Origin of the sequence: Pedobacter glucosidilyticus (genome assembly GCF_002483235.1) — a bacterium.
Classification (GTDB): domain Bacteria; phylum Bacteroidota; class Bacteroidia; order Sphingobacteriales; family Sphingobacteriaceae; genus Pseudopedobacter; species Pseudopedobacter glucosidilyticum_B.
Window position 1 is genome coordinate 263,965 of sequence record NZ_DLHN01000021.1, and the last position, 23,620, is coordinate 287,584.

A 23,620-nucleotide genomic window follows, 5' to 3' on the forward strand; every position below is an offset into this window, starting at 1 on the left:
TTTTCGGGTTTAAATACCTAAATTCATTAGCTCATTAAAGTTTTATAAGCCTTTTGCGATTTATTGTCCTATTTCTGATTTTTAGCAGTTTTAAAATGCTTCACGCTCAGGTAGTTTTACAACCAGGTAAACTACCAGAAAAGGCTTACATTACAACTTATGCAAATATTCTTAATGTTGGTAATCGCACTTATACCATCAACCAAATAAGAGCGCAAGAAAATAAACTCTCGTTTCAACCTATAAAAAATAACGAAGCCAGTTTAGGTTTTACTAAAGATACTTATTGGGTTAAATTCTCGATTAAAAATAATACAGATCATGAATTGATGTATTATTTAGAAACCGCCGAACCTGTTACAGATAATGTAAACTTATACTTATTTAAAAGTACAGATAAGCACAAATTTACATTACAAAAAAGTGGAGATAACATTGATTTCTCTGAGAAAAGTATTAAAAATAGAGCGACTTTATTCAAGATAGAATTAATGCCTCATGAAGAGAAAAACGCTTATTTAGAGATTATTAATGATGGCGAGAAGAATAATCTACCGCTGATATTGATTAGTCAGGAAAGTTTGCTACAAAAGGTTTATCATGAGCAAATCGTATTTGGTGTTTTTTATGGGATATTATTACTAGTTTCAATTTTTTATCTCTTTTTTTACTTTGCACTTCAAGACAGGTCTTTCTTATACTATTCTGTATATGTGATATTTGTAGCGCTTTGTCATTTTTCTTTAGACGGATATTATCATCAGTACTTAAGTAAAACCAACTCTTGGTTTTCTTTGCATGCTGTCATCATATTTGCCATTTTAGGTTCATTCTTTTTTGGAAAATATACCGAAGAGTTTTTAAATATTAAGAAGTATAATCCGTTTTTGCATAGGTTATTTAGCGTTATTTATTTTGCTTTTGGGGCAGTGTTTTTAGGTGTTTTGTTAATTCCTGCTTTTTTGGAGTTTTCGTACCCTATAGTTAATGTTTTAACCTTGGCAGGGATGTTATTGATTTTAGCCTCTGTAGTAAGTTTAAATGTTAAAAAGCAGCCTATAGACATATTTTTTACGTCAGGTATTGCTATTTTATTTTTGAGTTTTACAGTTGCTATTTTACTAAATTTTGGTGTTTTATCTCTTGGGATAGATAATATTACCAAATTAGGGATAGGTCTAGAGGTAATAGCACTTTCTTTATCCATGTCCAATCGTATTAGATTATTAAAAACAGATAGGGAGAAACTACAAACCATTGCTCTACAACGTTCGCAAGAGATGAATGAGGTGAAATCTTATTTTTTGTCTAACATGAGTCATGAGTTAAGAACACCTTTAAATGCAATTTTGGGTATAGCAAATTCATTAGAAGCCGATATAAATGATCAAAAAGTGAAAGAAAAGATGGAAACTATCAAGTACGTTTCTGATAGTTTGATATCTTCTGTTAACGATATATTGGATTTCTCTAAAATAGAAAAAGGCGAGTTGCAATTACAAAAGGCTAAGTTTAATCCTATTAAAACTTTAGAAAAATTAACTTTTAATGCAGCCATACAGGCGAAAGATAAAGGCTTATCTTTTGATTTTATAAAGCCTACAGAAGCTGATTTCGCAGTAATAGGAGATGAGGCGAGGTTAAGTCAAATTATCAATAATGTTCTTAACAATGCCATTAAGTTTACCGTGAAAGGTGGTGTGAAGTTTATTGTTTCTAGTGAGGTTGTAGATAAAAATTTAAATCTAAATATTGAAATAAGTGATACCGGAATAGGCATAAGCCAAGAGAAGATAAATACCGTATTTGATATGTTTACACAAGTAAATATTGATAATAAGCGCAAATTTGGTGGCTTTGGTATTGGCTTATGTATTGTTAAAGCTTTGGTTGACTTACATGAAGGCGAGGTAAGTTTAGAAAGTACCTTAAATGAGGGAACAACATGTAAAGTAGTATTAAGTTATGAACTGGTGTCACAAGAGGCAAAGGCTATAAACTTATTCCCAACAGATCATTGCGATTTATTAGGTAAAACAGTTTTAGTAGTAGAAGATAATCAGCTAAACCAAATGGTTGTGAAGATGATTTTAAAGAAGTGGGCCAACACTAAAGCTTTGTTTGCTGCTGATGGCGCAGAGAGCTTAGAAGTTCTTAAAAATAACGAAGTAGATATTATTTTAATGGATTTACAAATGCCCGTAATGGATGGCTACGAAGCTACAGCGGCTATAAGAAACAGTGAGGCTGGTGCCCATTATAAGGATATTCCTATTATTGTTTTAACGGCTGATGTGATGGAAAGCACCAAACAACGTGTGTTTGAGTTAGGTGTGAATGATTACATGACAAAGCCGGTAGATCAACACGTTTTATACGAGAAAATAACCACACAACTATCTCAGGTAGGATAGTTTTTAAGCTATAAAATCCCAAATTTTTACTTGTTTATCATCGCTTACAGAGATGATAAACCTACCATCTGATGACCAGCAAACATCGTTGACTGATAACCTGTGGCCTTCCATCCCTTTATCAATACTTAAATTTTTAAATAAACTTAAGTCATCAGCTCTCCAAATCTTGATGGATTTATCTCTGCTACAAGTTATGAAATAAGGTAGGGTAGGATGATAAGCGATTTTATAAATAGCAAATAAATGAGCCGGAAAATTATGTTCGCAAGCCCAATTCTGGGTATGCCAGCTTCTTAAATGCGCATCTCTAGAACCTGTTAGTAAAAAACGATGGTCTGGTGAGAATTTAATAGCTCCAACACCCATATTGTGCGCTTCAAACTCGTGTATAAAAGTGTAATCTTGTAGGTTATAAACTCTTACTAAATTATCATTTGAAGCTGTTACCAGATAATTTAAAACATCGCTAAAATCAAAAGATCTTACTTTTTCATTTCCGGATTTAAATTGATGGATGATATTTTTATCTGCTAAAGAAATAATGAAAATACTTCCATCATCTGTAGAAACGATGAGTTCTTCTTTAACAGGATGATATTTGATATGAAAAATAGCAGATACTAGGGGAAGAGCTTTTAAAAGTTTAGTACTTGTTAAATCAAAGAATAAGAGCGTACCATCATTACAACCCGCAATTAATAATTGCTGAGTAATTACGATTTCTAGAGCGTAAATGGTGCTTTTAACTTGATTGAAAATGCGTTGATGTGTTTGACTTTTTAAATCCCACTCAACAATTCCTTTATCATTACCAGCTGTATAGGCTAATGAAAGTTCTGGATGACTGATAACAGCATAAACTGGGTTATTATGGCCTTCTAAAGTATCTACTCCCATTATTTAAAAACTAAAGCAAGTCTAAAGTGTCTGAAATGTAATATCTCACCTCTACTGATGTCTAGATTCTAGATTTTTAGCAATATCTTCTAGCGTAAAGCCTTTCTCCTTTAAAAGTACTAAAAGGTGGAAAATTAAATCTGATGATTCGTTAATGAAATCTGTATCTGTTTCTGCTAAGGCAGCAATAACAGTTTCTACCCCTTCTTCACCAACTTTTTGCGCAATTTTATTTAAACCTTTTTGACGTAGTTTATTAACGTAAGATTCCTGACTAGGATTATCATATCTATCTTTAATAATAGCTTCAAGTTTGAAAATAAAGTTTTGATTATAATCAGTAAAAAAGCAGCTTCTAGAGCCTGTATGGCAGGTTGGTCCAACCGGGCTAGCTTTAATTAAAATAGTATCTTGATCACAATCTATGCTGATAGATTTCACGAAAAGAAAATTTCCGCTTTCTTCACCTTTTGTCCATAACCTATTTTTAGACCTTGAGAAAAAAGTAACTTTTCCTTCTTTCTCTGTTTTTAAATAAGCTTCTTCATTCATGTAGCCTAACATTAAAACTTCTAATGTTTGCTCATCTTGAATAATTACTGGCACTAAGCCATCGCTCTTTTGGAAATCTATTTTCACTATTACTGAAATTTTAATTTTTTTGGATGTTGTCTTGTGTCAAAAATTCTTAAGATAATAATCTGTTTGTTCTCATGATAGTAAATCAAACTATTATGTTTTATGATGACACATTGTCTAAATTGCTGTTCTTCATGAATGATAGGATACAATTTAGGGTTATTGTCTATAAGTTTTATTTGATGCTCAATTTCATTTAAAAAATGGGTAGCAACTTTAATATTCCATTTTGATATGAGGTATTCTAGGATAATTGATAAATCATTTTCAGATTCAGGAGACCAAACTATCTCATTAATCATTTATAGATTTTTTTTAATTTATCTATTACCTCTTGATGCGGTTTTCCTTTACCTGATTTTACGGACTCCATAGCATCAAAAACACCCTCTTGTTGCTCTTTTGTGAGTAAATCCCATTGTTTATGGTCTACAGAAGCTGATTTGTTTTGAGAAATAGCAATCAAATTCAAGTCTGCTAAATTCTGTAATAGCTTTTTAACTTTTGGATTTAATATTTCTATGGTGATGGATTCCATAACTTAAAATTACTAAAAATTAGTTTTTATATCCTTACCGCTATATTATTTTGTTTTAATAAAGCTTTTAATTCTGGTATTAATATCTCACCATAATGAAAAACAGAAGCAGCTAAAGCAGCATCAACATCAGATTTTTGGAAAACATCTATAAAATCTTGCTCATTACCGGCTCCGCCAGAAGCAATAACAGGTATGGTAACCCTATCATTAATTTCTTTAAGGAGGATATAATCAAAGCCAGATTTTGTACCATCTTTATCCATAGAAGTTAACAATATTTCGCCTGCACCTCTGCTTTCAGCTTCTTTTATCCAATGTTGAGTTTGTATTTCTGTAGGAATTCTACCTCCGTTTAAATGAACAAAATCACCATGAGGTAAATGCTTGGTGTCAACAGCTACAACCACAAATTGTACGCCGAAAGCATTGGCTAACTCATTAATTAATTCTGGTCTTCTTACAGCGGCAGAATTGATAGATATTTTATCGGCACCTGCATTTAGAAGTGCTTCAGCATCTTTTAACTCACTTATGCCACCGCCAATGGTAAATGGAATATTAACCTGACGAGCTACCGCCTTAACCATATCTAAAGTGGTTTTTCTTTTTTCGTGAGTAGCGGCTATATCTAAGAAAACCAATTCATCTGCACCTTGTTGAGAGTATTGCCAAGCCAGTTCTACCGGGTCTCCGGCATCTCTTAAATCAACAAAATTTACGCCTTTAACCGTTCTTCCGTCTTTAACGTCTAAACAAGGGATAATTCTTTTACTTAACACAATGATTTAGGGCTTAAAGCGAAGTAAGCATTTGTAGATTCCAGTTTTTAATTTCTTCTATAGAAATTCTTCCCTCATAAATGGCTTTACCTACCACACAAGACTCAATTTTAAACTCATTTAATTCTTCAATATCAGCCATAGAGCTGATACCACCAGAAGCAATTAATTTAATAAAAGGAGAGTGGGCTAATAATTTTTTATAGATATCAACACCGGCACCACCTAGTTTTCCGTCTTTATTAATATCGGTACATAAAAATCTAAAGAAACCTAGTTGTAAGCATCTATCCACATAATCCATTAGTTTGATAGGAGAGCTTTCCATCCATCCAGAGTATTTGATTACTTCATCCAATACATCTATAGCAACCACCACCTGGTCAGAACATTTGGTTTTGTTACAAACTTCTTTGCTTAATTCTTCTAAGAAAGTTGGGTTGGTAATGGCTTGTGTACCTACAATAACACGATGAATACCAGAGTCTATTAATTCTTTTACTTTATCGATACTTCTAACACCACCACCATATTGCACTTTCATATCGGTTTTCTTAATGATATCAAAAAGGTATTGCTGATTAGAGAAATCGCCTTTTGCGCCATTTAAATCTATGATATGAACAAACTCGGTACCGTTAGATTGGTAAGTTTCTATTTGTTCTTCTAAGGATACTTCGTACTGCGTTACCTGGTTATAATCGCCTTCGCGAAGTCTAACTACTTTCTGATTTAAAACATCTACTGCAGGAATGATATACATCTCTTGAAATTATAAGTTAGCAAAATTTTTAAGCAGTTGTTCGCCGGCTTCGCCAGACTTTTCTGGATGAAACTGTACTGCATAAAAGTTATCTTTTTGAATACCCGCAGAAAATTTAATTCCGTAGTTGCAGGTAGCAGCGGTAAATTTAGGATTAAATTCTATAAAATAAGAGTGAACAAAATAAAAGTAGGTTCCTGGGGCTATTTTAGAAAATATAGGACTATCATTTTCTGGATAAATTTGATTCCATCCCATGTGCGGAACTTTATGTGATACTTCTTCTTTAAACCTGAGTGTTTTTACCGGTATAATGTCTAATAAATCAGAATTTCCTTCTTCAGAATAAGAGGTGATTAATTGCATCCCTACACAAATACCTAAAACTGGTTTTTTTAAAGCTTTTATAGCTGGCACTAAACCAGATTCAGTAAGTTTTTGCATAGCCGTACCTGCATGACCCACACCTGGGATGATGATTTTTTCATATAAATCAAAATCACTTTCTTGGTTAATCATCCCGTATTGGATGTTTAGCCGCTCTAAAGCAGAAGTTAAAGAAAATATGTTTCCGGCACCGTAGTTAACTATTCCAATCATGATTTGATGATGAAGGAGTAAGGAATAAGGAGAAAGGATTAAGGACTAAGGAACATGGAGAAAGGATTAAGGAACAAGGAGTAAAGACTAATGCCTGTCCTCATTCTTTGCTCTTTATTCTTTAATCCAATTCTTTGCTCTTTATTCTTTACTCTATTCTTTAATCCAATTCTATACTCTTTATTCTTTACTCTTTGTTCTTTAATCCAATTATAATAAGCCCTTTGTACTTGGTAAACGCATATTATTGATGTCTCTTTTAATAGCCATTTTAATAGCTTTTGCAAAGGCTTTAAAAATAGCTTCAATTTTATGATGCTCGTTATCGCCTTCTGCTTTGATGTTTAAATTTGATTTTGAGGCATCAGAGAATGATTTAAAGAAGTGAAAGAACATTTCTGTAGGCATATCGCCAACCTTTTCTCTTTTAAAATTAGCATCCCAAACAATCCAGTTTCTGCCACCAAAATCTATAGCTACTTGTGCTAAGCAATCGTCCATCGGTAAGCAAAAGCCATACCTTTCTATTCCTTTCTTGTCAGCCAAAGCTTCTAAAAAGGCTTCGCCTAGTGCAATACCAGTATCTTCTATCGTATGGTGCTCATCAATATGTAAATCACCTTTGGTAATTACAGTTAAATCAAAACCGCCATGTCTGCCAATTTGATCTAGCATGTGGTCGAAGAAATGTAATCCGGTTGAGATGTTGGTATCACCTTTACCATCTAAATTTAATTCTATTTTGATGTCGGTTTCCTTCGTTTTTCTAACGTGAGAAACTTCGCGTTTACCAACTTTTAAGAATTCGTAAATCTTATTCCAATCTGTAGTTTCTAAAGCGATAATTTCTTTAGCGTTCTCAATTTTATTTTGAGCTTCTGTAGCGCCTAATCCGGAGTTATTGTTTAGCCAAATAGCTTTAGCACCTAGGTTTTTAGCTAAAACAACATCGTTTAGTCTATCACCAATCACAAAAGATTCTTTTAGGTTGTACTGCTCTTCATTAAAGTAATGTTGTAGCAACGCGGTACCTGGTTTACGAGTAGGAGCATTGTCTTTAGCGAAAGTTTTATCAATAACAACCTCAGAAAAAGAAATACCTTCGTTTTCTAAAGTTTTAATGATGAAATTATGTACTGGCCAAAAATTTTCTTCTGGATGCGATGCAGTGCCTAAACCATCTTGATTGGTTACCATCACTAAATCATAATCTAATTCTTTTACAATTTTAGCAAGGTTGCTGATAGCTCCGGGATAAAATTCTAGCTTTTGAAAAGAGTCTATCTGCTCATCAGCAGGTTCTAAAATTAAAGTTCCGTCGCGGTCTAAAAAAAGTATTTTTTTCATCCTTTATAGGATTTTAAAGTTTCTATTAATGTTTGATTTTCTTCTGATGTGCCAATGGTAATTCTTAAGCAACCCTCGCAAAGTTCTACTTTGTTTCTGTTTCTGATGATGATGCCTTTATCAACCAAGAAGTTGTAGATAGCATCAGCAGCAGTTGTTTTTACTAAAATGAAGTTGGCGTCTGACGGATAAATATCTAGAACAAAGTCTAAACTTTTAAGGTTTAAGACCAGTTGATCTCTTTGTTTTAGTGTTTCTTTTATCCACTCGTTAACTTGATCTGTATTTTGTAAAGCCTCTAAAGCCAATTGTTGCGAAGCTTCATTGATGTTATAGGGAGGCTTAACTTTATTAAAAATTTCAATAATTTCTTCGCTGGCAAAAGCCATCCCCACACGTAAAGCGGCTAATCCCCAAGCTTTAGACAAGGTTTGTAAAATTACTAGATTTGCATATTCTGTAAGTTCCTGAATAAAAGATTTTTGTCTGGAGAAATTGATATAAGCCTCATCTATCACCACAATGCCATTAAAGTTGGCTAATAAAGTTTCAATATCTTCTCTGTGGATGCTATTACCTGTTGGGTTATTGGGCGAGCAAATAAAAATAAGTTTAGTGTTTTTATCTATTGCCTCGGCAATTCCTTCTAAGTTAAGCTGATAATCTGCTGTAAGATTTACTCTTTTAAGCTCAACATCATTAATGTTAGCAGAAACTTCGTACATCCCGTATGTAGGAGGGACGATAATCACATTATCTATACCGGGGTTACAAAAACTTCTGAATAGTATATCGATAGCTTCATCGCTACCATTTCCTAAGAAAATATTCTTTACCGGAACACCTTTTATCTGACTTAAACGAGTTTTTACAGCATAAGCCATAGGATCTGGATAACGGTTATAGGATGTTGCTAAAGGAGAACCAAAAGCATTCTCATTAGCATCTAAGTAAACAGAAGCCTCGCCTTTAAACTCGTCTCTTGCAGAAGAGTAAGGTTTAAGATTTTTGATATTGGTTCTGATGATTTCGTTTAAATCAAACATGATTTTAATTAATTTACAAGGAACGATTTACGATTTTAGATTAGCAAATTCGTAAATCTAAAATCGTCATTCTTAAATATTTTCTAATCTCACAGTCACGGCATTTTTATGCGCATGCAAGCCTTCAATTTCAGCTAAAATTTCTACTGTTGGTCCTAAATTTTTTATTCCGCTTTCGCTGATGTGCTGGAACGTAATTTTCTTAACAAAAGAGTCTAAAGAAACACCAGAATAAGAACGAGCATAAGCACTTGTAGGCAAAGTATGATTGGTGCCACTAGCATAATCACCAGCACTTTCCGGAGTAAGATTACCCAAGAAAACAGAGCCTGCATTGATGATTTTATCGGTTATCAGTTGCCAGTTATCAGTTGCCAGTATTAAGTGTTCTGGAGCATATTCATTACTGAAATCCATTGCCTCTTCTAAATCATCAACCAAAACGGTATAAGAATTTGTGAGCGCTTTTGCTGCAACATCTTTTCTTGGTAAAACAGCTAATTGCTTATTCACTTCTTCTAAAGATTGCTCAATTAAACTAGCCGATGTACTAACTAAAACTGCTTGGCTATCTGGTCCATGCTCTGCTTGCGCTAGTAAATCAGCAGCTACAAAAACCGGGTTTGCCGTTTCATCAGCAATCACCAATACTTCTGATGGTCCGGCAGGCATATCAATAGCTGTATTAGTAGTAGATTGTACAATAGTTTTAGCCATGGTTACAAACTGATTACCAGGACCAAATATTTTATCCACTTTAGGGATGCTTGCTGTACCGTAAGCCATCGCCGCAACTGCTTGTGCACCACCTGCCAGATATATTTTTTCTATACCTAATAATTGTGCTACAAAAGCAATATAGCCATTAACAGAACCATTTTTTTGAGGCGGAGAGCAAACTACAATTTCTTTACAACCCGCAATTATAGCAGGTATGCCTAGCATTAAAAATGTACTAGGTAAAACGGCAGAACCACCGGGAATATATAAGCCAACACGTTCTATAGCTCTAGATTCTCTCCAACAATTAACACCAGCACTAGTTTCTATGACTTGTTTAGTTGATGTTTGGCTTTCGTGAAATTTCTTTATGTTTTGATATGCTGTGGTAATTGCATCTTTAACTTGTTGCGGAATTTCTGCTGCCAATTTAGCCAAAGCATCTTTACCAATATAAAGTTGCTGTAAATCTACTTGATCAAATTTTTGAGCGAAGTTTTTTAAAGCATCATCGCCATGAGTTTTTACTTCTTCAATAATGTTTAGCACACTTTCTCTAATCGCATTACCACTATCGGTATTACGTAAAATAAGTTGATTTACATCAGCTTTGCTTAAAGCTTTAAAATTATATTGCCTCATATCGTGTCCTTCATTTCTTAATCAAATCTTTATATTGCTAAGTCTAAATATCTCGTATTTATTGTCTCAATACTCAATACTCAAATCGCACATCTAAAATATAATCTTCTCAATAGGCATCACCACAATACCTTGTGCGCCAGCAGCTCTTAAAGAGTTTATTTTCTCCCAAAAATCCTGCTCAGGAATAACGGTGTGTATGGCTACCCAACCTTCTTCTGCTAAAGATACTACAGAAGGGCTTTTTACTCCTGGAAGTAACGAAATAACGGTCTCAAGGTTTTTCTTTTCTACATTTAAAACCACATATTTGGTTTCTTTGGCTCTTAATACAGATTGTATTCTTTGAATAAGCTCTTGAATGAGCGGATTTTCTTCTTCACCGTTTCTGCCGATTAAAATAGCTTCTGATGACATGACATCTGCAAAAGGTTTTAAACCGTTACTTTTCAAAGTTCCTCCGGTAGAAACGATATCAAAAATAGCATCACTAAGTCCTAAACCAGGTGCAATTTCCACCGAGCCAGAAATCATTTTAATATCAGCCTTGATGTTATTATCGTTAAAGAATTTTTCTAAGATAACTGGGTAAGAAGTTGCAACAGCTTTACCGTTTAAATCTTGTATGTCGCTTATGGTACTGTTAACCGGAACAGCCAGTTTTAATTTGCATTTACCAAAACCTAAACGCTGCAAATAAGCAACTTCTACTTTGGTTTCTGCAATAACATTTTCCCCAACAATACCAATATCGGCAATACCGTCTTGTACATATTCTGGAATATCATCGTCTCTTAAGAATAAAATTTCTAAAGGGAAATTTGAAACCGATGATATTAAAGAGCTTTTATAATTTTCGAAGCTTAAACCGCAGTTTTTTAGTAATTCTACAGATTTTTCGTTAAGTCTGCCCGACTTTTGGATAGCAATTTTTAAAGTTTTCAAGATGATTATTTATTATTAAAAGACTAATTGATTATTTAAAATGAAAAGTTTTGACGTACAAAACATACTATAACGCACCACCAAGGTGGTGATGAATGTGATGATGTACAGTGGTTAAAAACTTTTTCATTTTGTCTTTTTAATAATTTCTGTGTGAAGAGAAATATTAGAATGCTGCAAATATATAAAGCCTGACTTAAATTACAAGGTAAAATGGTATTTATTTTACTCTTTTAAAAGATAGATGGAAGGATGCATATCAGATGATGAGCTTGTACAATTATTAAATGCATATTTATAAGCAAAAGATAGAAGGGCATAACAATTGCCTATGCAGAAAGAAAAAGTTAATATGAAATTAAAATATACCATTACCTTGTTTATTGCCTGTTTATTTCTGTTTGTGTCTTGCAAAAAATACAAACACGAAGAATTTGGTAAAGACTTAGCTAAAGCTTTCAAAAGTAAAAAGTATAAAGATTTTGATACGACGGCCTATTATCAGGTTTTTAAAACGCAATTAGTTGTAGAAAAGAAACGTATCCACAACCCTAAGTGGATAAGTAAAATGTATGAAGAAGAAGAAAAAGGATTAACACTTATTGGAGATTTTTTAATTAATGGAGAGTTGGATACTTTATCAAGGTACCTGAAATTGAGTGTTTTTCATGGCTTAAAGCCTGCTTATTTCCATGCCGATGAAATAAATGATTTATTGCATCAGGTGAAAACCACAAAATTTAAAAAAGTTGAAGATAGTTATCCATTATTAGCCAGTCTGGAAATTTTAAGTGCTGATGCTTTGATTAATTATTCAAACATCCTGAAATATGGGGCTGTAAATCCTAAAAATATTTTTGGGCGATATTATGTTAGCGTAAAAAGACCAGATTTTATAGATTCTCATAAAACATTAGATCAATTACAACTGGCTAGCTTCTTAGAAGATATTCAACCTAAAAATGGTTATTACCAAAGATTACAAAATCTATTAATTAATGAAACGCCAGAACAAGCTTTAAGTGCTAGCGATAAACAGAAGATTTATTTCTCTTTAGAACGTTTAAGATGGCCAACAAAGGAATATAGTGGGAAATATTTGTTAGTCAATATCCCAGAATTTAAGCTCAGGATGATAGAAAACAATACTACAGATTTAGAAATGAAAGTTTGTGTTGGGGCAACAGCTTATGCTCCTTTTTCCAAAGATGGTAAAAACCATGAGACGCCTATTCTAAGCGGAAGCATTGATAGAATGCAGGTAAATCCAGTGTGGAATATCCCAAAAAGCATTGCCGGTAAAGAAATTATGGTGAAATTACAGAGCAATCCAGACTATCTGGAAGAAAACAATATGGTTGCTTATGATAAAGCAGGAGAAGTTGTAGATGCTACTAAAATAAATTGGAGTACAGCTTCTGTAGCTGATTATGCTTTTAAGCAAAATCCAGGTGCTGATAATTCCTTAGGGCAAATCAAATTTATTTTCCAGAATCCTTATGCTATCTATTTACATGATACGCCTGCAAAAGCTATATTTCAAGAAAAAAACAGAGCGGTTAGTCATGGTTGCGTACGTGTAGAACAGCCTATGAAATTAGCAGCTTTTTTACTAAATGACGAAAAAGAAGCCCAACGTATAGAAAAGGAAACTCAAGCTACAACAAAAGGGGAGAAGATAGCTTCCAGATGGGTGAAAATTAAAGAGCCTGTAAAAGTGTTTATTGCTTACTATACCGCCTGGACAAATGATAGCGGAACATTAGTTACGGCAGATGATGTTTATGGTTACGATGCTAAACTAAAGCCTTATTTAACAAAGTATTTACCTTAATTTTTGGGTAAGGTAGGAGGGCGGCTATCGAAATATCATTTTCATGATGAAGGAAGTGATGTATAGTGTTTTAATGAGGTAAGAGGAGATTTATCTACCGCTGCTTAACCTATCTTTGATGAAAGCTAGTCCAAATCCAATTAAAACAGAAGTAATACATAAAGCAAGCTGTATAAAAATTTCTGCGATAAGATAAGGATGTGGTAAGCCTAAAATTAACTCGATAAAAGCACTCAAAACATAAAAAACAATATAAGATAAAGCAATTTTTAAATGTGCAATAAGTTCTAAATGTTTAGTTTTGATATACAGATAAAAGCTAGTCGAACAAAAAAACAAGGCTAGCAAATAAGGCTGTATAGCCTTGTAAAAAGCTAAAGGTATAAAGCTTAAACTATGGTGTATAAATAAAGCTATGATAGCCGTAACGATATAAAACCTGAAATTATTCATGAATTGCTTGGTCTAGTAAGGCTGTTGCTAATGTAATATCTTCAGGAAAAGTGATTTTGAAATTATATTCATCGCCACCAGATAAATGAATGGCAAAGCCAGCTTTCTCAACAACAGAAGCATCATCTGTAAAAAAATGCTCAAAATCTTGCTTATAAGCTAATTTAAGTTGTTGATATTGAAACGTTTGAGGAGTTTGAATCAAGTAAACTTGATTTCTGGAGATAGCCTTGTTCTTGTTTTCTTCTTGTATCCTGATAGAATCTTTAGAAGAAATAGCCGCAATAGCATTGCCATCAGTAAATGCTTTTTCAAAGCAGCTATCAATAGTTTTAAGACTTACCAAAGGTCTTACAGCATCGTGTATGGCTATAACAGCATCTTCGTCTGTTACTAAGCTAAGCGCATTTTTTACTGAGTGAAATCTTTCTATACCGCCTGTAACTATCTGATGTGGAATAGTAAAATTGTACTCTTTTATTAAATTCTCCCAAGTTTCAAGTTCCTGTGCGGCTAATACCACGATAATTGTTGGTTGATATTTGCTTTGGTAAAATTTTTCTATACTTAGCATTAAAATTGGCTTACCTTTTAACAGTAAAAACTGCTTGGGCGTATGGCTTTTCATTCTTTTACCAGAACCACCAGCTACAATAATAGCATAAAACTGATTTTTACTCATCTTAAGAAGGCTTTTAAATAAAAAAACGATGAATAAAGTGGCAAAAGCTTATTATTCATCGTTTAGAAATCTATTTATGATAGCACTTTATATAATTAACATAGCATCTCCGTAACTATAAAATCTATATTTTTCTTTTACAGCAACTTCGTAAGCATTCATCACATTTTCGTAACCACCAAAAGCAGAAATCATCATTAATAAAGTTGATTCTGGCGTATGGAAATTAGTAATCATGCAGTTTGCGATACTAAAATCATAAGGTGGGAAAATGAATTTTGATGTCCAATCGTTAATAGGTTTTAAAGTATGACTAGCAGAAACTGCCGATTCTATAGATCTCATCACTGTAGTACCAACAGCACAAACTTTTCTTTTCTCAGCAATACCTCTATTTACGATATCAGCATCCTTTTGGGTAATAATAATTTGCTCAGAATCCATTTTGTGTTTGGTTAAATCCTCAACCTCAACTTGTCTAAAAGTACCTAAACCAACATGTAAAGTTACTTCTGCAAATTCTACACCTTTAAGTTCTAGTCTTTTTAATAGTTCTCTACTAAAGTGTAAACCCGCAGTTGGTGCTGCAACAGCACCTTCATTTTTAGCGAAAATGGTTTGGTAACGCTCTTTATCTTCTGCAGTAGGCTTACGCTTGATGTATTTAGGAAGAGGTGTTTCACCTAAAATTTCAATATTCTGACGAAATTCTTCATCTGTTCCATCAAATAAAAAACGTATAGTTCTACCTCTTGATGTGGTATTATCAACAACCTCGGCAACCAGTAAATCATCATCACCAAAATATAATTTATTACCTACCCTAATTTTTCTTGCAGGGTCTACCAAAACATCCCACAATCTTAGTTCTTTGTTTAACTCTCTTAATAAGAAAACTTCTATAGTAGCACCCGTTTTTTCTTTGTTACCGTATAAGCGGGCAGGAAAAACTTTAGTGTTGTTCAAAATCATCACATCTTTTTCCTCAAAATAACCCAATACGTCTTTAAAAAGCTTATGCTCTATTTGTCCTGTTTTTTTGTGAAGTACCATTAAACGAGACTCATCGCGGGTTTCTGCCGGGTGATGAGCAATAAGAGATTCTGGTAAATGGAATTTAAATTGTGATAATTTCATATGTTTCGAAACAAATATTTGGAGCGCAAATTTAGGAAAAATAAATTCAATAAAATAATACGCTCTTTAACCGCTAATTTTAAAATTTAATACTAAAAAAACTGTAACTTTTTACTTGTTAAACTGTCTTATACGATATGTTGTTTTTAAAACTTTTTAAAGAAAGCTTTCTATTTGCTTATGATGCGTTAAGACAAAATCGTACACGTACCTTTTTATCTTTATTGGGTATTACCATTGGTATTTTTACCATCATCACTGTTTTTGCAGCGGTAGATACTTTTAGAGGTAATTTACAAGAAAGTGTTGATAAGCTAGGTAGCAAAACCGTATTTGTACAGAAATGGCCTTGGGGAGGTTTTGGCGATTACCCTTGGTGGAAATATATGCAAAGGCCAAATGCTAGTTTAAGAGATTATGAAGCTTTAAAAGAACGAGTAACATTAGCAGAAGGCATATCCTACCAGATAGGATTGTCTAACAGAACACTTAAATATAGAAGCAACAGTATTGAAGGTGTTGAAATTTCTGCTGCTTCTCATGAATATGATAAAACATGGAGTTTTGATCTATCAGAAGGCAGGTATTTTACCGAAGGGGAATCTAGCAGCGGTAATGCAGTTTGCTTAATTGGTGCCGATATTGCCGAAGGCTTATTCCCCAGCCAAAGTGCAACAGGAAAACAAATAAAAGTATTAGGTAGAAACGTACAAATTATAGGTGTTTTTGCTAAAGAAGGAGAAGATATGTTGGGGGTAACCGCCGATAAACTATTGCTATTACCTTTAAATTTTGCCAGAAATGTTATTGATGTGGAAGGAGATAACTACGGACCGCAAATAGCTGTTAGAGGTAAAGAAAATGTGGCGGTTGAGGATGTGGAAAGCGAGTTACAGGGTATCATGCGTTCTATCAGAAGGTTAAGTCCTGTTCAGGATGATAATTTTGCTTTAAACAAAACTACGATATTGTCTGGTCAGCTAGACCAAATGTTTGCCATTGTAAATGTTGCCGGTTGGATTATTGGTGGCTTCTCTATTTTAGTAGGTGGATTTGGTATTGCAAACATCATGTTTGTTTCTGTAAAAGAACGAACCAATATCATTGGTATTCAGAAATCTTTAGGAGCTAAGAACTATTTTATTTTAATGCAGTTTTTGTTTGAAGCCATTGCATTATCATTAATTGGTGGTTTATTGGGTTTAGCCGTTGTTTATATATTAACCTTAATTGCCACCTATGGCTTTGATTTTGAGATTGTTTTGAATATAGGAAATATCATCAGAGGAATTTCAATCTCTATTATTATTGGTGTTGTTTCTGGTTTTTGGCCAGCTTTTTCGGCAGCCAGACTAGATCCTGTCGAGGCTATCAGATCTAAATAAAAGATAAAGTGTTTTATGGAGGAGGACTAGAGTTCCTGGCTATGAGCGAGTGTATTGATTGATTGATTGATTGATTGATTGATTGATTGATTTTTGAATGAGTGATTTTTGTGTCATCGCGATGAGGAACGAAGAAGCAATCTCATTTTTATTGATTGAAGGATTGATTTTTGAATGAGTGATTTCCCTGTTTTTAATTTTTAATTTTTCCTTTTTAATTTTTCCTGTTCATTGCGATGAGGAACGAAGAAGCAATCTTTACCAGTTGCCAGTTCTGGTTGGTGAGTTTTCTGTTTTTGAATTTTGAATTTTACCTTTTTAATTACGATTTAACCACGGAGTACACAGAGAACACAAAGCTGGGTGTAGACTTATAAAAGCACTCTGCTAACAGTGAAATAAAAAAATAAAAATCAATCTCTATATGATGATTCAAAGCCTTAAGCCTTTTGCTTTCTCCCTTCTGCTTTCAGCCTTCTGAATTAGGCTTTCCGCCTGTCTTGTCCTGAAAAAACTTTACATATTTCGAAACGAAGATGTAAATTGAGAACAATAATGAAAGCACCAGAAAAGAAAAGCTACAGCAACAGACTAAATATTACAATATGATAAAACAGATTTACAGATTTTTGAACCCAAAATTTCAAAATTTATTTCTTGAGTATAAAGTGGATTTCAAACCACGATATGGACACGGAAAACCAGCGCATAAAGATTTATACAAGATTATTGATTCAAATCGAGATAGCTACAAAGAATTGATTGGAAAAGCCTTGTCCTACAAGGATAAACTTTGGTTAATTCAAGATTCGAACAAAGAGACTGATTCAATAAAACCATCATGGAACAATGGATTCTTGCCAGGACTTGATATTATTGGAATTTACACTTTGGTGTCTGAATTAAAACCAAAAAAATATATTGAGATTGGCTCAGGTAACTCGACAAAGGTTGCATATAAAGCAAAGAATGAGCAGAATTTAAAAACGGAAATTATTTCTATTGACCCTATGCCACGAGCAGAGATTGATAATTTAGCTGATAAGGTAATAAGAGAACCTTTAGAGAATATTGACTTTAATATTTTGGACGAGTTAAATGAAAATGACATTCTATTTGTAGATAATTCTCATAGGATTTTACCAAATTCTGATTCAATGGTCTTTTATTTGGAGATCTTGCCAAGATTGAAAAAAGGCGTAATTGTTCATATCCATGATATATATTTGCCCTATGATTATCCTCAATTTATGTGCGATAGATTCTATTCTGAACAGTATGGATTGGCAATATATTTATTAGCAAATTCTAAAAAATACGATACGATTTTACCAAACTATTTCATTTCTGAGGATAAAGAACTTTCGGATTTAATTTCTTCAATTTGGAATCATAATAATCTAAAAGGAGTTGAGAAACATGGAGGTTCATATTGGATAAGAATTAACGACTAATAAAGAACTACGGTTGCTGACATCGTGTATAAGATCTTGGGGTTTAAGTGGTTAATTCAAGCGTTCTGCTCAAAATGGTGAGAATGAGTTGTAAGACAAAGCAGTAAGTGCTTCTTGTGCCATGATAATGCACAGACTTTAATATTTCTCACAAAGTATAAAACTTTTATTTTGAGACATAATCCTGAGCTGTTATACAATACCATTTAAAAGCTCCATCTGGGGAACATCATCATAGATTTGTGTGGAGGGTGAATAAATTTAGCTCCATCAGTGCTAAATCCTAATCAATGATGTCGCCCCGCTGGGGCTAATAAGGTATAAAATCGTTCTTCTATTAGGATGTTGCTCCGCTGGAGCTGTTATAAATATTAGAAAATTAAAATTATTATTTAGAATGTAACACCATTGGAAAGCCCCATCGGGGCGAAATCGTAATAGATTTGTGGATGGTGTATAAATTTAGCCCCCATCGGAGCGAAATCGTAATAGCTTTGTGGATGGTATATAAATGCAGCCCCCATCGGGGCGAAATCTTGATGGATTTTTAAAAAGCATGTGAAAGAAGCGTCAACGTATAGAATAGAGATCATGATATTTCGCACAAATGACCAATCATTATTTTGACCACTAACCTAAAAATCATATTAACGATACTATTAAATGATATTATCTCTTTTCTCAACTCCAGCACCCACCCCACCCAACTAAACCGGGGCGAGAGCGGTACCCCGTAGGACATTTGAAGCTTTTGCGGAAAATGGACGAGGAGTAAAGCAAAGCACCGGACTAGCCCATCATAGCAGCAATAGCCTTGCTTTTTAAATAAAAAAAAACAGCTTTTAATAATGAATTGATGTTGTTTTAAAGTAAAAAGCTACAAAAACTACCTAAACTTTTCTGCCACTACCAAATCTTTTGTGCCGTGTTGGTAATTGTAAAAGCCTTCGCCAGATTTAACGCCTTTTTTACCAGAAGTCACCATGTTTACTAAAAGCGGACAAGGTGCATATTTAGGATTGCCAAAACCTTCGTGTAATACTTTAAGGATGGCCAGGCAAACATCTAAGCCAATAAAATCTGCCAGTTGAAGTGGTCCCATAGGATGAGCCATGCCCAATTTCATAACGGTATCAATTTCTGTAACGCCTGCAACGCCTTCATACAAAGTATAAATAGCTTCATTAATCATGGGCATTAAAATCCTGTTGGCCACAAAGCCAGGATAATCATTCACCTCAACGGGGATTTTATCAAGCTGCTGGGCAAGTGCCATAATTTTTGAGGTAGTATCGGCAGAGGTTGCATAGCCATTGATGACTTCTACCAGTTTCATCACCGGTACGGGATTCATGAAATGCATACCAATAACTTTGTCTTGCCTTTGCGTAACGGCTGCAATTTGGGTAATGGCTATAGAAGAAGTATTGCTGGCCAAAATGGCTTCGGGCTTGGCATATTTATCAAGTTCCTGAAATATTTTTTCTTTTAAAACAGCATTTTCTGTGGCAGCTTCTACGACTAAATCTACATCTTTTACAGCCTCGGCTAGGTTGGTATAGGTAGTGATGTTGGCTAAAGTTTGCTGCTTATCTGCTTCTGTAATGAGGTTTTTAGCTATCTGCCTGTCTAAATTTTTAGCTATGGTAGCAAGGGCTTTTGCTAGGGCATCGGCTTGTACATCCACCAAAGCAACTTTAAACTGATGTTGTGCAAAGCTATGCGCTATGCCATTTCCCATGGTACCAGAACCAATAACTGCAATACTTTTCATGTGCAAAAAAAGGTTTATAATGTGAGGTGTTTTCCTGCTTCTTTAACGCTGGTTTTATCCAAATTGTTTAGCACCGGGATAGTTCCTAAGTGTTTAAGCTTGGTATACTGGGTAATGTAAGCTTCGGATTCTGGATGATGACCATTAAAAAGAATGCCTTTTACTAGGATGTTTCTACTTTTTAGCAGCTCGTAACTTAAAAGCGTATGGTTAATGCTGCCTAAGTAATGTTGAGATACTAAAATTACTTCCGCTTGTAGCTGAGCTATTAAATCTACAATTAAAAACTGCTGATTTAGCGGAACCATCAAACCGCCAGCACCCTCAATAACCACGGTGTTTTGGGTTTCTGGTACTTTAATGTTGTTGATGTCTATTTCAATACCATCTAAACGGGCAGATAAATGTGGTGAAAGAGGCTGTGTAAGTTTGTAAACTTCTGGATGAAAATAAGTTTTATCGTTAGATACCAATTGTTTAACAGTTAAGGTATCAGAATTTTCTAGATCTCCTGATTGTATAGGCTTCCAATAATCGGCTTTTAAATGCTCTGTTACAATGGCTGATGTTACGGTTTTTCCTACGCCTGTGCCTATGCCTGTGATAAAAATGGGTTTCAACATGTTATATTTTAGCTAAAGCTTCACTTAATTTTTCTATTTCTTCGTCTGTATTAAAGGTATGCAAGCAAATTCTTAACCTTTCTTTGCCTACCGCAACAGTTGGACTTAAAATGGGTCTGATATCAAATCCGCTCTCATTTAAAGTAGCCGCTGCTTGTCGGCAAGCTGTATTTCCCGGGATAATCATCCCTTGAATAGCACTATCGCTTGGCATTAATGCAATACCTGCTTTGCTGGTTAATTGTTTGAAATAGGCTATTTTTTTCTGAATTAGAAGTGTATAATCGCTGCTTTTTAATTGCTCATAAGCCGCTTTAATGGTATATAAGCTGTGTGGAGGTAGGGCAGTGGTATAAATGAAAGAACGGGCGAAATTGATGAGGTAGTTTCTAAGTTCATCGCTACCTAATACGATAGCTCCGTGGCAGCCCAAAGCTTTACCAAAAGTAACTACACGGGCAAATACTTGGTTTTCTAAACCCAACTCGCACACCAAACCTTTACCATGTTTGCCAAATATACCAGTGGCATGTGCTTCATCTACGATGAGGTAAGCACCATATTTTGCGGCAAGAGCAGCTATTTCTTTTAAAGGGGCATGGTCTCCATCCATAGAAAAAACACTTTCTGTAACGATGAAAATATTCCCTTGGCTGTTTTTTATTTTTGATTCGAGATGGGCTAAATCATGATGTTTAAAGGTATAGCGTTGGGCATAGCTTAATCTGGCGCCATCAATAAGACTGGCGTGGATAAGCTCATCACAGATAATGGTATCGCCTTTTTGGGGTAGGCTAGAAAGTAAACCTACATTAGCATCATAACCCGAGTTAAAGATTAAACCTGATGCTGCCTGATGAAATTGAGCAATTTCTTTTTCTAGGTTTTCTGTAAAACTAGAATTTCCGGTGATTAACCTTGAGCCACCAGCACCATTTCGTAATTTTTGTGAGTAGGCAATTTCATCAACCCATTCTTTTACAGATAAAGATTTAGCAAAGCCCAGATAATCATTAGAAGAAAAATCAATAAGATTGTTTTCGCTTTTTAAGGTTCTTAAAGCGTTAGCGGCTATTCTTTCCTGTAGTTTTTGATGGATGAAATTCAAGTTTTTTTATTCAAAAATAAAGAAAGCAGATGAATATCCGCTTTCTTTAAAAATGAAACCTATCAGTTCGGTTTGTTTTTTTGCATTTCTACTAAAGACTTTTGCATTTGGGCCATCATGCTGGTTAGAGTCTCCATGGTAGGCTCTGGCATTGGCTGTGGTAATTCTGTAGAAATAAATGCTTTTGCCTTCCAGATTTCTAAAATATCTTCGGCCTCTATGGTATAAGGTTCGTAAACAGGGTTGTCTGATGATAATTTTAAGCCTTTATCTGGTCTGAACTTGCTGCTTAACCTTTTATAAACTACGCCTTCATTTTTGCTAATCACAATAGCAGTTTCGCCAACTTTAATATCGTTACTCCAATTTTCTACATATTCTGCAATAATGATAGAACCAGAAGGTAGCGGCAACATAGAGTCTCCTTTAATTTCAAAAGCCCTGTAAGTGCCTTGTTTAAAAATAGGTAAAGAGAAACGGGGTAGGGTGCTTACATATTCAGGGTCGCTATAACCATTAAGGTATCCTGCACTAGCCTTAACCTGTACCAATTCTATGTTTTCTTTATCATCTTGGTCTACCGTAATACTTAGTACACGAAGGTTAGAAGGGTCTCCTTTAGGTTTGGGTGCCCATTTATCATTTATTTTTTCATTGATAAAATCATCAATACTTAACTCAAAAAAGTCTGCGAATTTTTTTAGCAAATCATATTTTGGTTCTGCCCGGTCTTCTTCATAGGCGCCAATTAAAGATCTTTTAATTTCCATAACATCAGCAAATTGCTGTTGTGTTAGGCCTTTTTTCTTTCTGAGGTATTTTAAATTATCAGATATTTTTCCCATTTCTAAAAATATTTGCAAATACTAAAATAATTAGTATTTTTATGCTCATAAAATTAGCAATAAAAAATTAATAGCCAAATAATAATGTTAAAGAATTTAAATGCAGCTCAAATGAAGAATATCGTTTTTATAGTTACAGACAGAAATAGAAATAATTTACATGTTGGTTTAAGTGCTGATTTAATAAAAACCATGAACTTCTACCGTAAAATGCCGAACCTATTTTTTGATGCAGGGCAACAGTTAACTCGCTTGGTTTATTTTGAGGAGTTGAGTTCTGAAGCTATGGCTCAAGAACGCTTTAAAATGATTAACCAATTTACCCGAATGCAAAAGGAGAAAATGATAAGAAGTGTTAATCCGGATTGGATTGATTTAACTACTGGCTTGGATTATGAGAAGATGTTAAAAACAGGCTTCCAAGTGAAACCTGTTTTTAGCTTTATGTCTTAAATTATTGTTTAATGAATTTAAGTGCTGCCGAGTTGATGCAGTATCTTAAACCTGTAGGAGCGGGGCCATCATCAAAAACATGACCTAGGTGCAAACCTGTTTTAGCTTCTATCACTTCATCTCTTACCATACCATGGCTATTATCTTTTACCCAGATAACAGCTTTATCATTGATGGGTTTGGTAAAACTTGGCCATCCGGTACCAGAGTCGAACTTGTCTTCAGAGCTAAAAAGTGGTTCTCCTGTTGCAGCACTTACGTAAATACCTTTTTCATGATTATTGTAAAACTCATTTTTAAAAGGAGGCTCGGTTCCTTTATTCACCATTATCTCAAAAGCTACCGGAGATAATATTTTTTTCCACTCGCTTTCTGTTTTTTGTACTGGAAATACTAAAGCTTTTTGATCATCCTTTTTTGAGGATGTTTGATTACTTTGACCACAAGCAGCTAAACTTAACACTGCTAAGCTAAAAACGGTTGATATAAACTTTTTCATACTATCATATACGTTTATAAGGCTATAGTAGTTTTTT

General features: G+C 34.2%; 24 protein-coding genes. 5 read left to right on the plus strand and 19 right to left on the minus strand.

Translation table 11 applies throughout. The features are described 5' to 3' along the window. Nucleotides 1-95 precede the first annotated feature (95 nt). A complete protein-coding gene (locus B2745_RS07815) occupies nt 96-2,414 on the plus strand; it encodes a hybrid sensor histidine kinase/response regulator (RefSeq protein ID WP_304065026.1) in 2,319 nt (772 codons plus the stop codon). Between the two features lie 3 nt (nt 2,415-2,417). On the opposite strand, the gene B2745_RS07820 is transcribed toward B2745_RS07815, so the two are convergent. The 11 genes from B2745_RS07820 to hisG form a co-directional block, all read right to left on the minus strand. Further along, nucleotides 2,418-3,314 carry a WD40 repeat domain-containing protein gene (locus B2745_RS07820; protein ID WP_304065027.1) on the minus strand — a complete coding sequence of 299 codons (897 nt, stop codon included), beginning with the start codon at nt 3,312-3,314 and terminating at the stop codon, nt 2,418-2,420. A 51-nt stretch (nt 3,315-3,365) separates the two neighbouring features. After that, the gene (gene hisIE, locus B2745_RS07825; RefSeq protein WP_304065031.1) at nt 3,366-3,953 is read right to left on the minus strand and encodes a bifunctional phosphoribosyl-AMP cyclohydrolase/phosphoribosyl-ATP diphosphatase HisIE; all 588 of its coding nucleotides are present in this window, start codon (nt 3,951-3,953) and stop codon (nt 3,366-3,368) included. Nucleotides 3,954-3,955: 2 nt separating this feature from the next. After that, nucleotides 3,956-4,255, minus strand: coding sequence for a type II toxin-antitoxin system RelE/ParE family toxin (locus tag B2745_RS07830; RefSeq protein WP_304065034.1), 300 nt, complete (start codon nt 4,253-4,255; stop codon nt 3,956-3,958). Beyond that, a complete protein-coding gene (locus B2745_RS07835) occupies nt 4,252-4,491 on the minus strand; it encodes a hypothetical protein (RefSeq protein WP_304065037.1) in 240 nt (79 codons plus the stop codon). Before B2745_RS07835 ends, B2745_RS07830 begins: the two co-directional genes overlap by 4 nt. Before the next feature lie 26 nt (nt 4,492-4,517). Then, nucleotides 4,518-5,273, minus strand: a complete 756-nt coding sequence (gene hisF, locus B2745_RS07840) for an imidazole glycerol phosphate synthase subunit HisF (RefSeq protein ID WP_304065039.1) — start codon at nt 5,271-5,273, stop codon at nt 4,518-4,520. A gap of 13 nt (nt 5,274-5,286) precedes the next feature. Further along, complete coding sequence (locus B2745_RS07845; protein ID WP_304065040.1) at nt 5,287-6,036, minus strand: 1-(5-phosphoribosyl)-5-[(5-phosphoribosylamino)methylideneamino] imidazole-4-carboxamide isomerase; 750 nt, start codon at nt 6,034-6,036, stop codon at nt 5,287-5,289. Nucleotides 6,037-6,045: 9 nt separating this feature from the next. Continuing rightward, nucleotides 6,046-6,636: an imidazole glycerol phosphate synthase subunit HisH gene (hisH, locus tag B2745_RS07850; protein WP_304065043.1), complete on the minus strand. Its 591-nt coding sequence runs from the start codon at nt 6,634-6,636 to the stop codon at nt 6,046-6,048. Nucleotides 6,637-6,846: 210 nt separating this feature from the next. Beyond that, nucleotides 6,847-7,983: a bifunctional histidinol-phosphatase/imidazoleglycerol-phosphate dehydratase HisB gene (hisB, locus tag B2745_RS07855; RefSeq protein WP_304065046.1), complete on the minus strand. Its 1,137-nt coding sequence runs from the start codon at nt 7,981-7,983 to the stop codon at nt 6,847-6,849. Further along, nucleotides 7,980-9,029, minus strand: coding sequence for a histidinol-phosphate transaminase (gene hisC / locus B2745_RS07860; protein WP_304065048.1), 1,050 nt, complete (start codon nt 9,027-9,029; stop codon nt 7,980-7,982). Before hisC ends, hisB begins: the two co-directional genes overlap by 4 nt. 72 nt (nt 9,030-9,101) lie before the next feature. Further along, the gene (gene hisD, locus B2745_RS07865) at nt 9,102-10,391 is read right to left on the minus strand and encodes a histidinol dehydrogenase (protein ID WP_304065050.1); all 1,290 of its coding nucleotides are present in this window, start codon (nt 10,389-10,391) and stop codon (nt 9,102-9,104) included. Nucleotides 10,392-10,484: 93 nt separating this feature from the next. Continuing rightward, the gene (gene hisG / locus B2745_RS07870) at nt 10,485-11,336 is read right to left on the minus strand and encodes an ATP phosphoribosyltransferase (RefSeq protein ID WP_304065053.1); all 852 of its coding nucleotides are present in this window, start codon (nt 11,334-11,336) and stop codon (nt 10,485-10,487) included. A gap of 331 nt (nt 11,337-11,667) precedes the next feature. On the opposite strand from hisG, the gene B2745_RS07875 reads away from it, so the two are divergent. After that, a complete protein-coding gene (locus B2745_RS07875) occupies nt 11,668-13,170 on the plus strand; it encodes a L,D-transpeptidase family protein (protein ID WP_304065056.1) in 1,503 nt (500 codons plus the stop codon). A gap of 90 nt (nt 13,171-13,260) precedes the next feature. Here the strand turns inward: B2745_RS07875 and B2745_RS07880 are convergent, their stop codons facing one another. The 3 genes from B2745_RS07880 to queA all read right to left on the minus strand — a co-directional run bounded on the left by B2745_RS07880 (nt 13,261) and on the right by queA (nt 15,442). Further along, entirely contained in the window at nt 13,261-13,623 is a 363-nt protein-coding gene (locus B2745_RS07880) for a hypothetical protein (RefSeq protein WP_304065059.1), read from the minus strand. Continuing rightward, on the minus strand, nt 13,616-14,305 hold the full coding sequence (locus B2745_RS07885) for a 2-C-methyl-D-erythritol 4-phosphate cytidylyltransferase (RefSeq protein WP_304065061.1): 690 nt from the start codon (nt 14,303-14,305) through the stop codon (nt 13,616-13,618). The genes B2745_RS07880 and B2745_RS07885 overlap by 8 nt, the downstream gene beginning before the upstream one ends. 87 nt (nt 14,306-14,392) lie before the next feature. Continuing rightward, entirely contained in the window at nt 14,393-15,442 is a 1,050-nt protein-coding gene (gene queA / locus B2745_RS07890; RefSeq protein ID WP_026902460.1) for a tRNA preQ1(34) S-adenosylmethionine ribosyltransferase-isomerase QueA, read from the minus strand. Nucleotides 15,443-15,579: 137 nt separating this feature from the next. On the opposite strand from queA, the gene B2745_RS07895 reads away from it, so the two are divergent. Together B2745_RS07895 and B2745_RS07900 are read left to right on the plus strand one after the other, a co-directional pair. Beyond that, the gene (locus B2745_RS07895; RefSeq protein ID WP_304065064.1) at nt 15,580-16,827 is read left to right on the plus strand and encodes an ABC transporter permease; all 1,248 of its coding nucleotides are present in this window, start codon (nt 15,580-15,582) and stop codon (nt 16,825-16,827) included. A gap of 605 nt (nt 16,828-17,432) precedes the next feature. Beyond that, entirely contained in the window at nt 17,433-18,281 is an 849-nt protein-coding gene (locus B2745_RS07900; protein WP_304065067.1) for a class I SAM-dependent methyltransferase, read from the plus strand. Between the two features lie 886 nt (nt 18,282-19,167). On the opposite strand, the gene B2745_RS07905 is transcribed toward B2745_RS07900, so the two are convergent. From B2745_RS07905 to B2745_RS07920, 4 genes are all read right to left on the minus strand, one after another. Next, on the minus strand, nt 19,168-20,061 hold the full coding sequence (locus tag B2745_RS07905; RefSeq protein ID WP_349681777.1) for a 3-hydroxybutyryl-CoA dehydrogenase: 894 nt from the start codon (nt 20,059-20,061) through the stop codon (nt 19,168-19,170). 8 nt (nt 20,062-20,069) lie between these two features. Continuing rightward, nucleotides 20,070-20,678 carry a dethiobiotin synthase gene (gene bioD, locus B2745_RS07910; protein WP_304065072.1) on the minus strand — a complete coding sequence of 203 codons (609 nt, stop codon included), beginning with the start codon at nt 20,676-20,678 and terminating at the stop codon, nt 20,070-20,072. Nucleotide 20,679: 1 nt separating this feature from the next. Then, nucleotides 20,680-21,786 (minus strand): aminotransferase class I/II-fold pyridoxal phosphate-dependent enzyme, encoded by a 1,107-nt coding sequence (locus B2745_RS07915; RefSeq protein ID WP_304065075.1) that lies wholly within the window; start codon nt 21,784-21,786, stop codon nt 20,680-20,682. A gap of 62 nt (nt 21,787-21,848) precedes the next feature. Then, on the minus strand, nt 21,849-22,631 hold the full coding sequence (locus B2745_RS07920) for an XRE family transcriptional regulator (protein WP_026902454.1): 783 nt from the start codon (nt 22,629-22,631) through the stop codon (nt 21,849-21,851). Between the two features lie 84 nt (nt 22,632-22,715). On the opposite strand from B2745_RS07920, the gene B2745_RS07925 reads away from it, so the two are divergent. After that, nucleotides 22,716-23,084, plus strand: coding sequence for a GIY-YIG nuclease family protein (locus B2745_RS07925; protein ID WP_349681778.1), 369 nt, complete (start codon nt 22,716-22,718; stop codon nt 23,082-23,084). Between the two features lies 1 nt (nt 23,085). Here the strand turns inward: B2745_RS07925 and msrB are convergent, their stop codons facing one another. Continuing rightward, complete coding sequence (gene msrB, locus B2745_RS07930; RefSeq protein WP_304065077.1) at nt 23,086-23,583, minus strand: peptide-methionine (R)-S-oxide reductase MsrB; 498 nt, start codon at nt 23,581-23,583, stop codon at nt 23,086-23,088. Nucleotides 23,584-23,620: the final 37 nt, after the last annotated feature.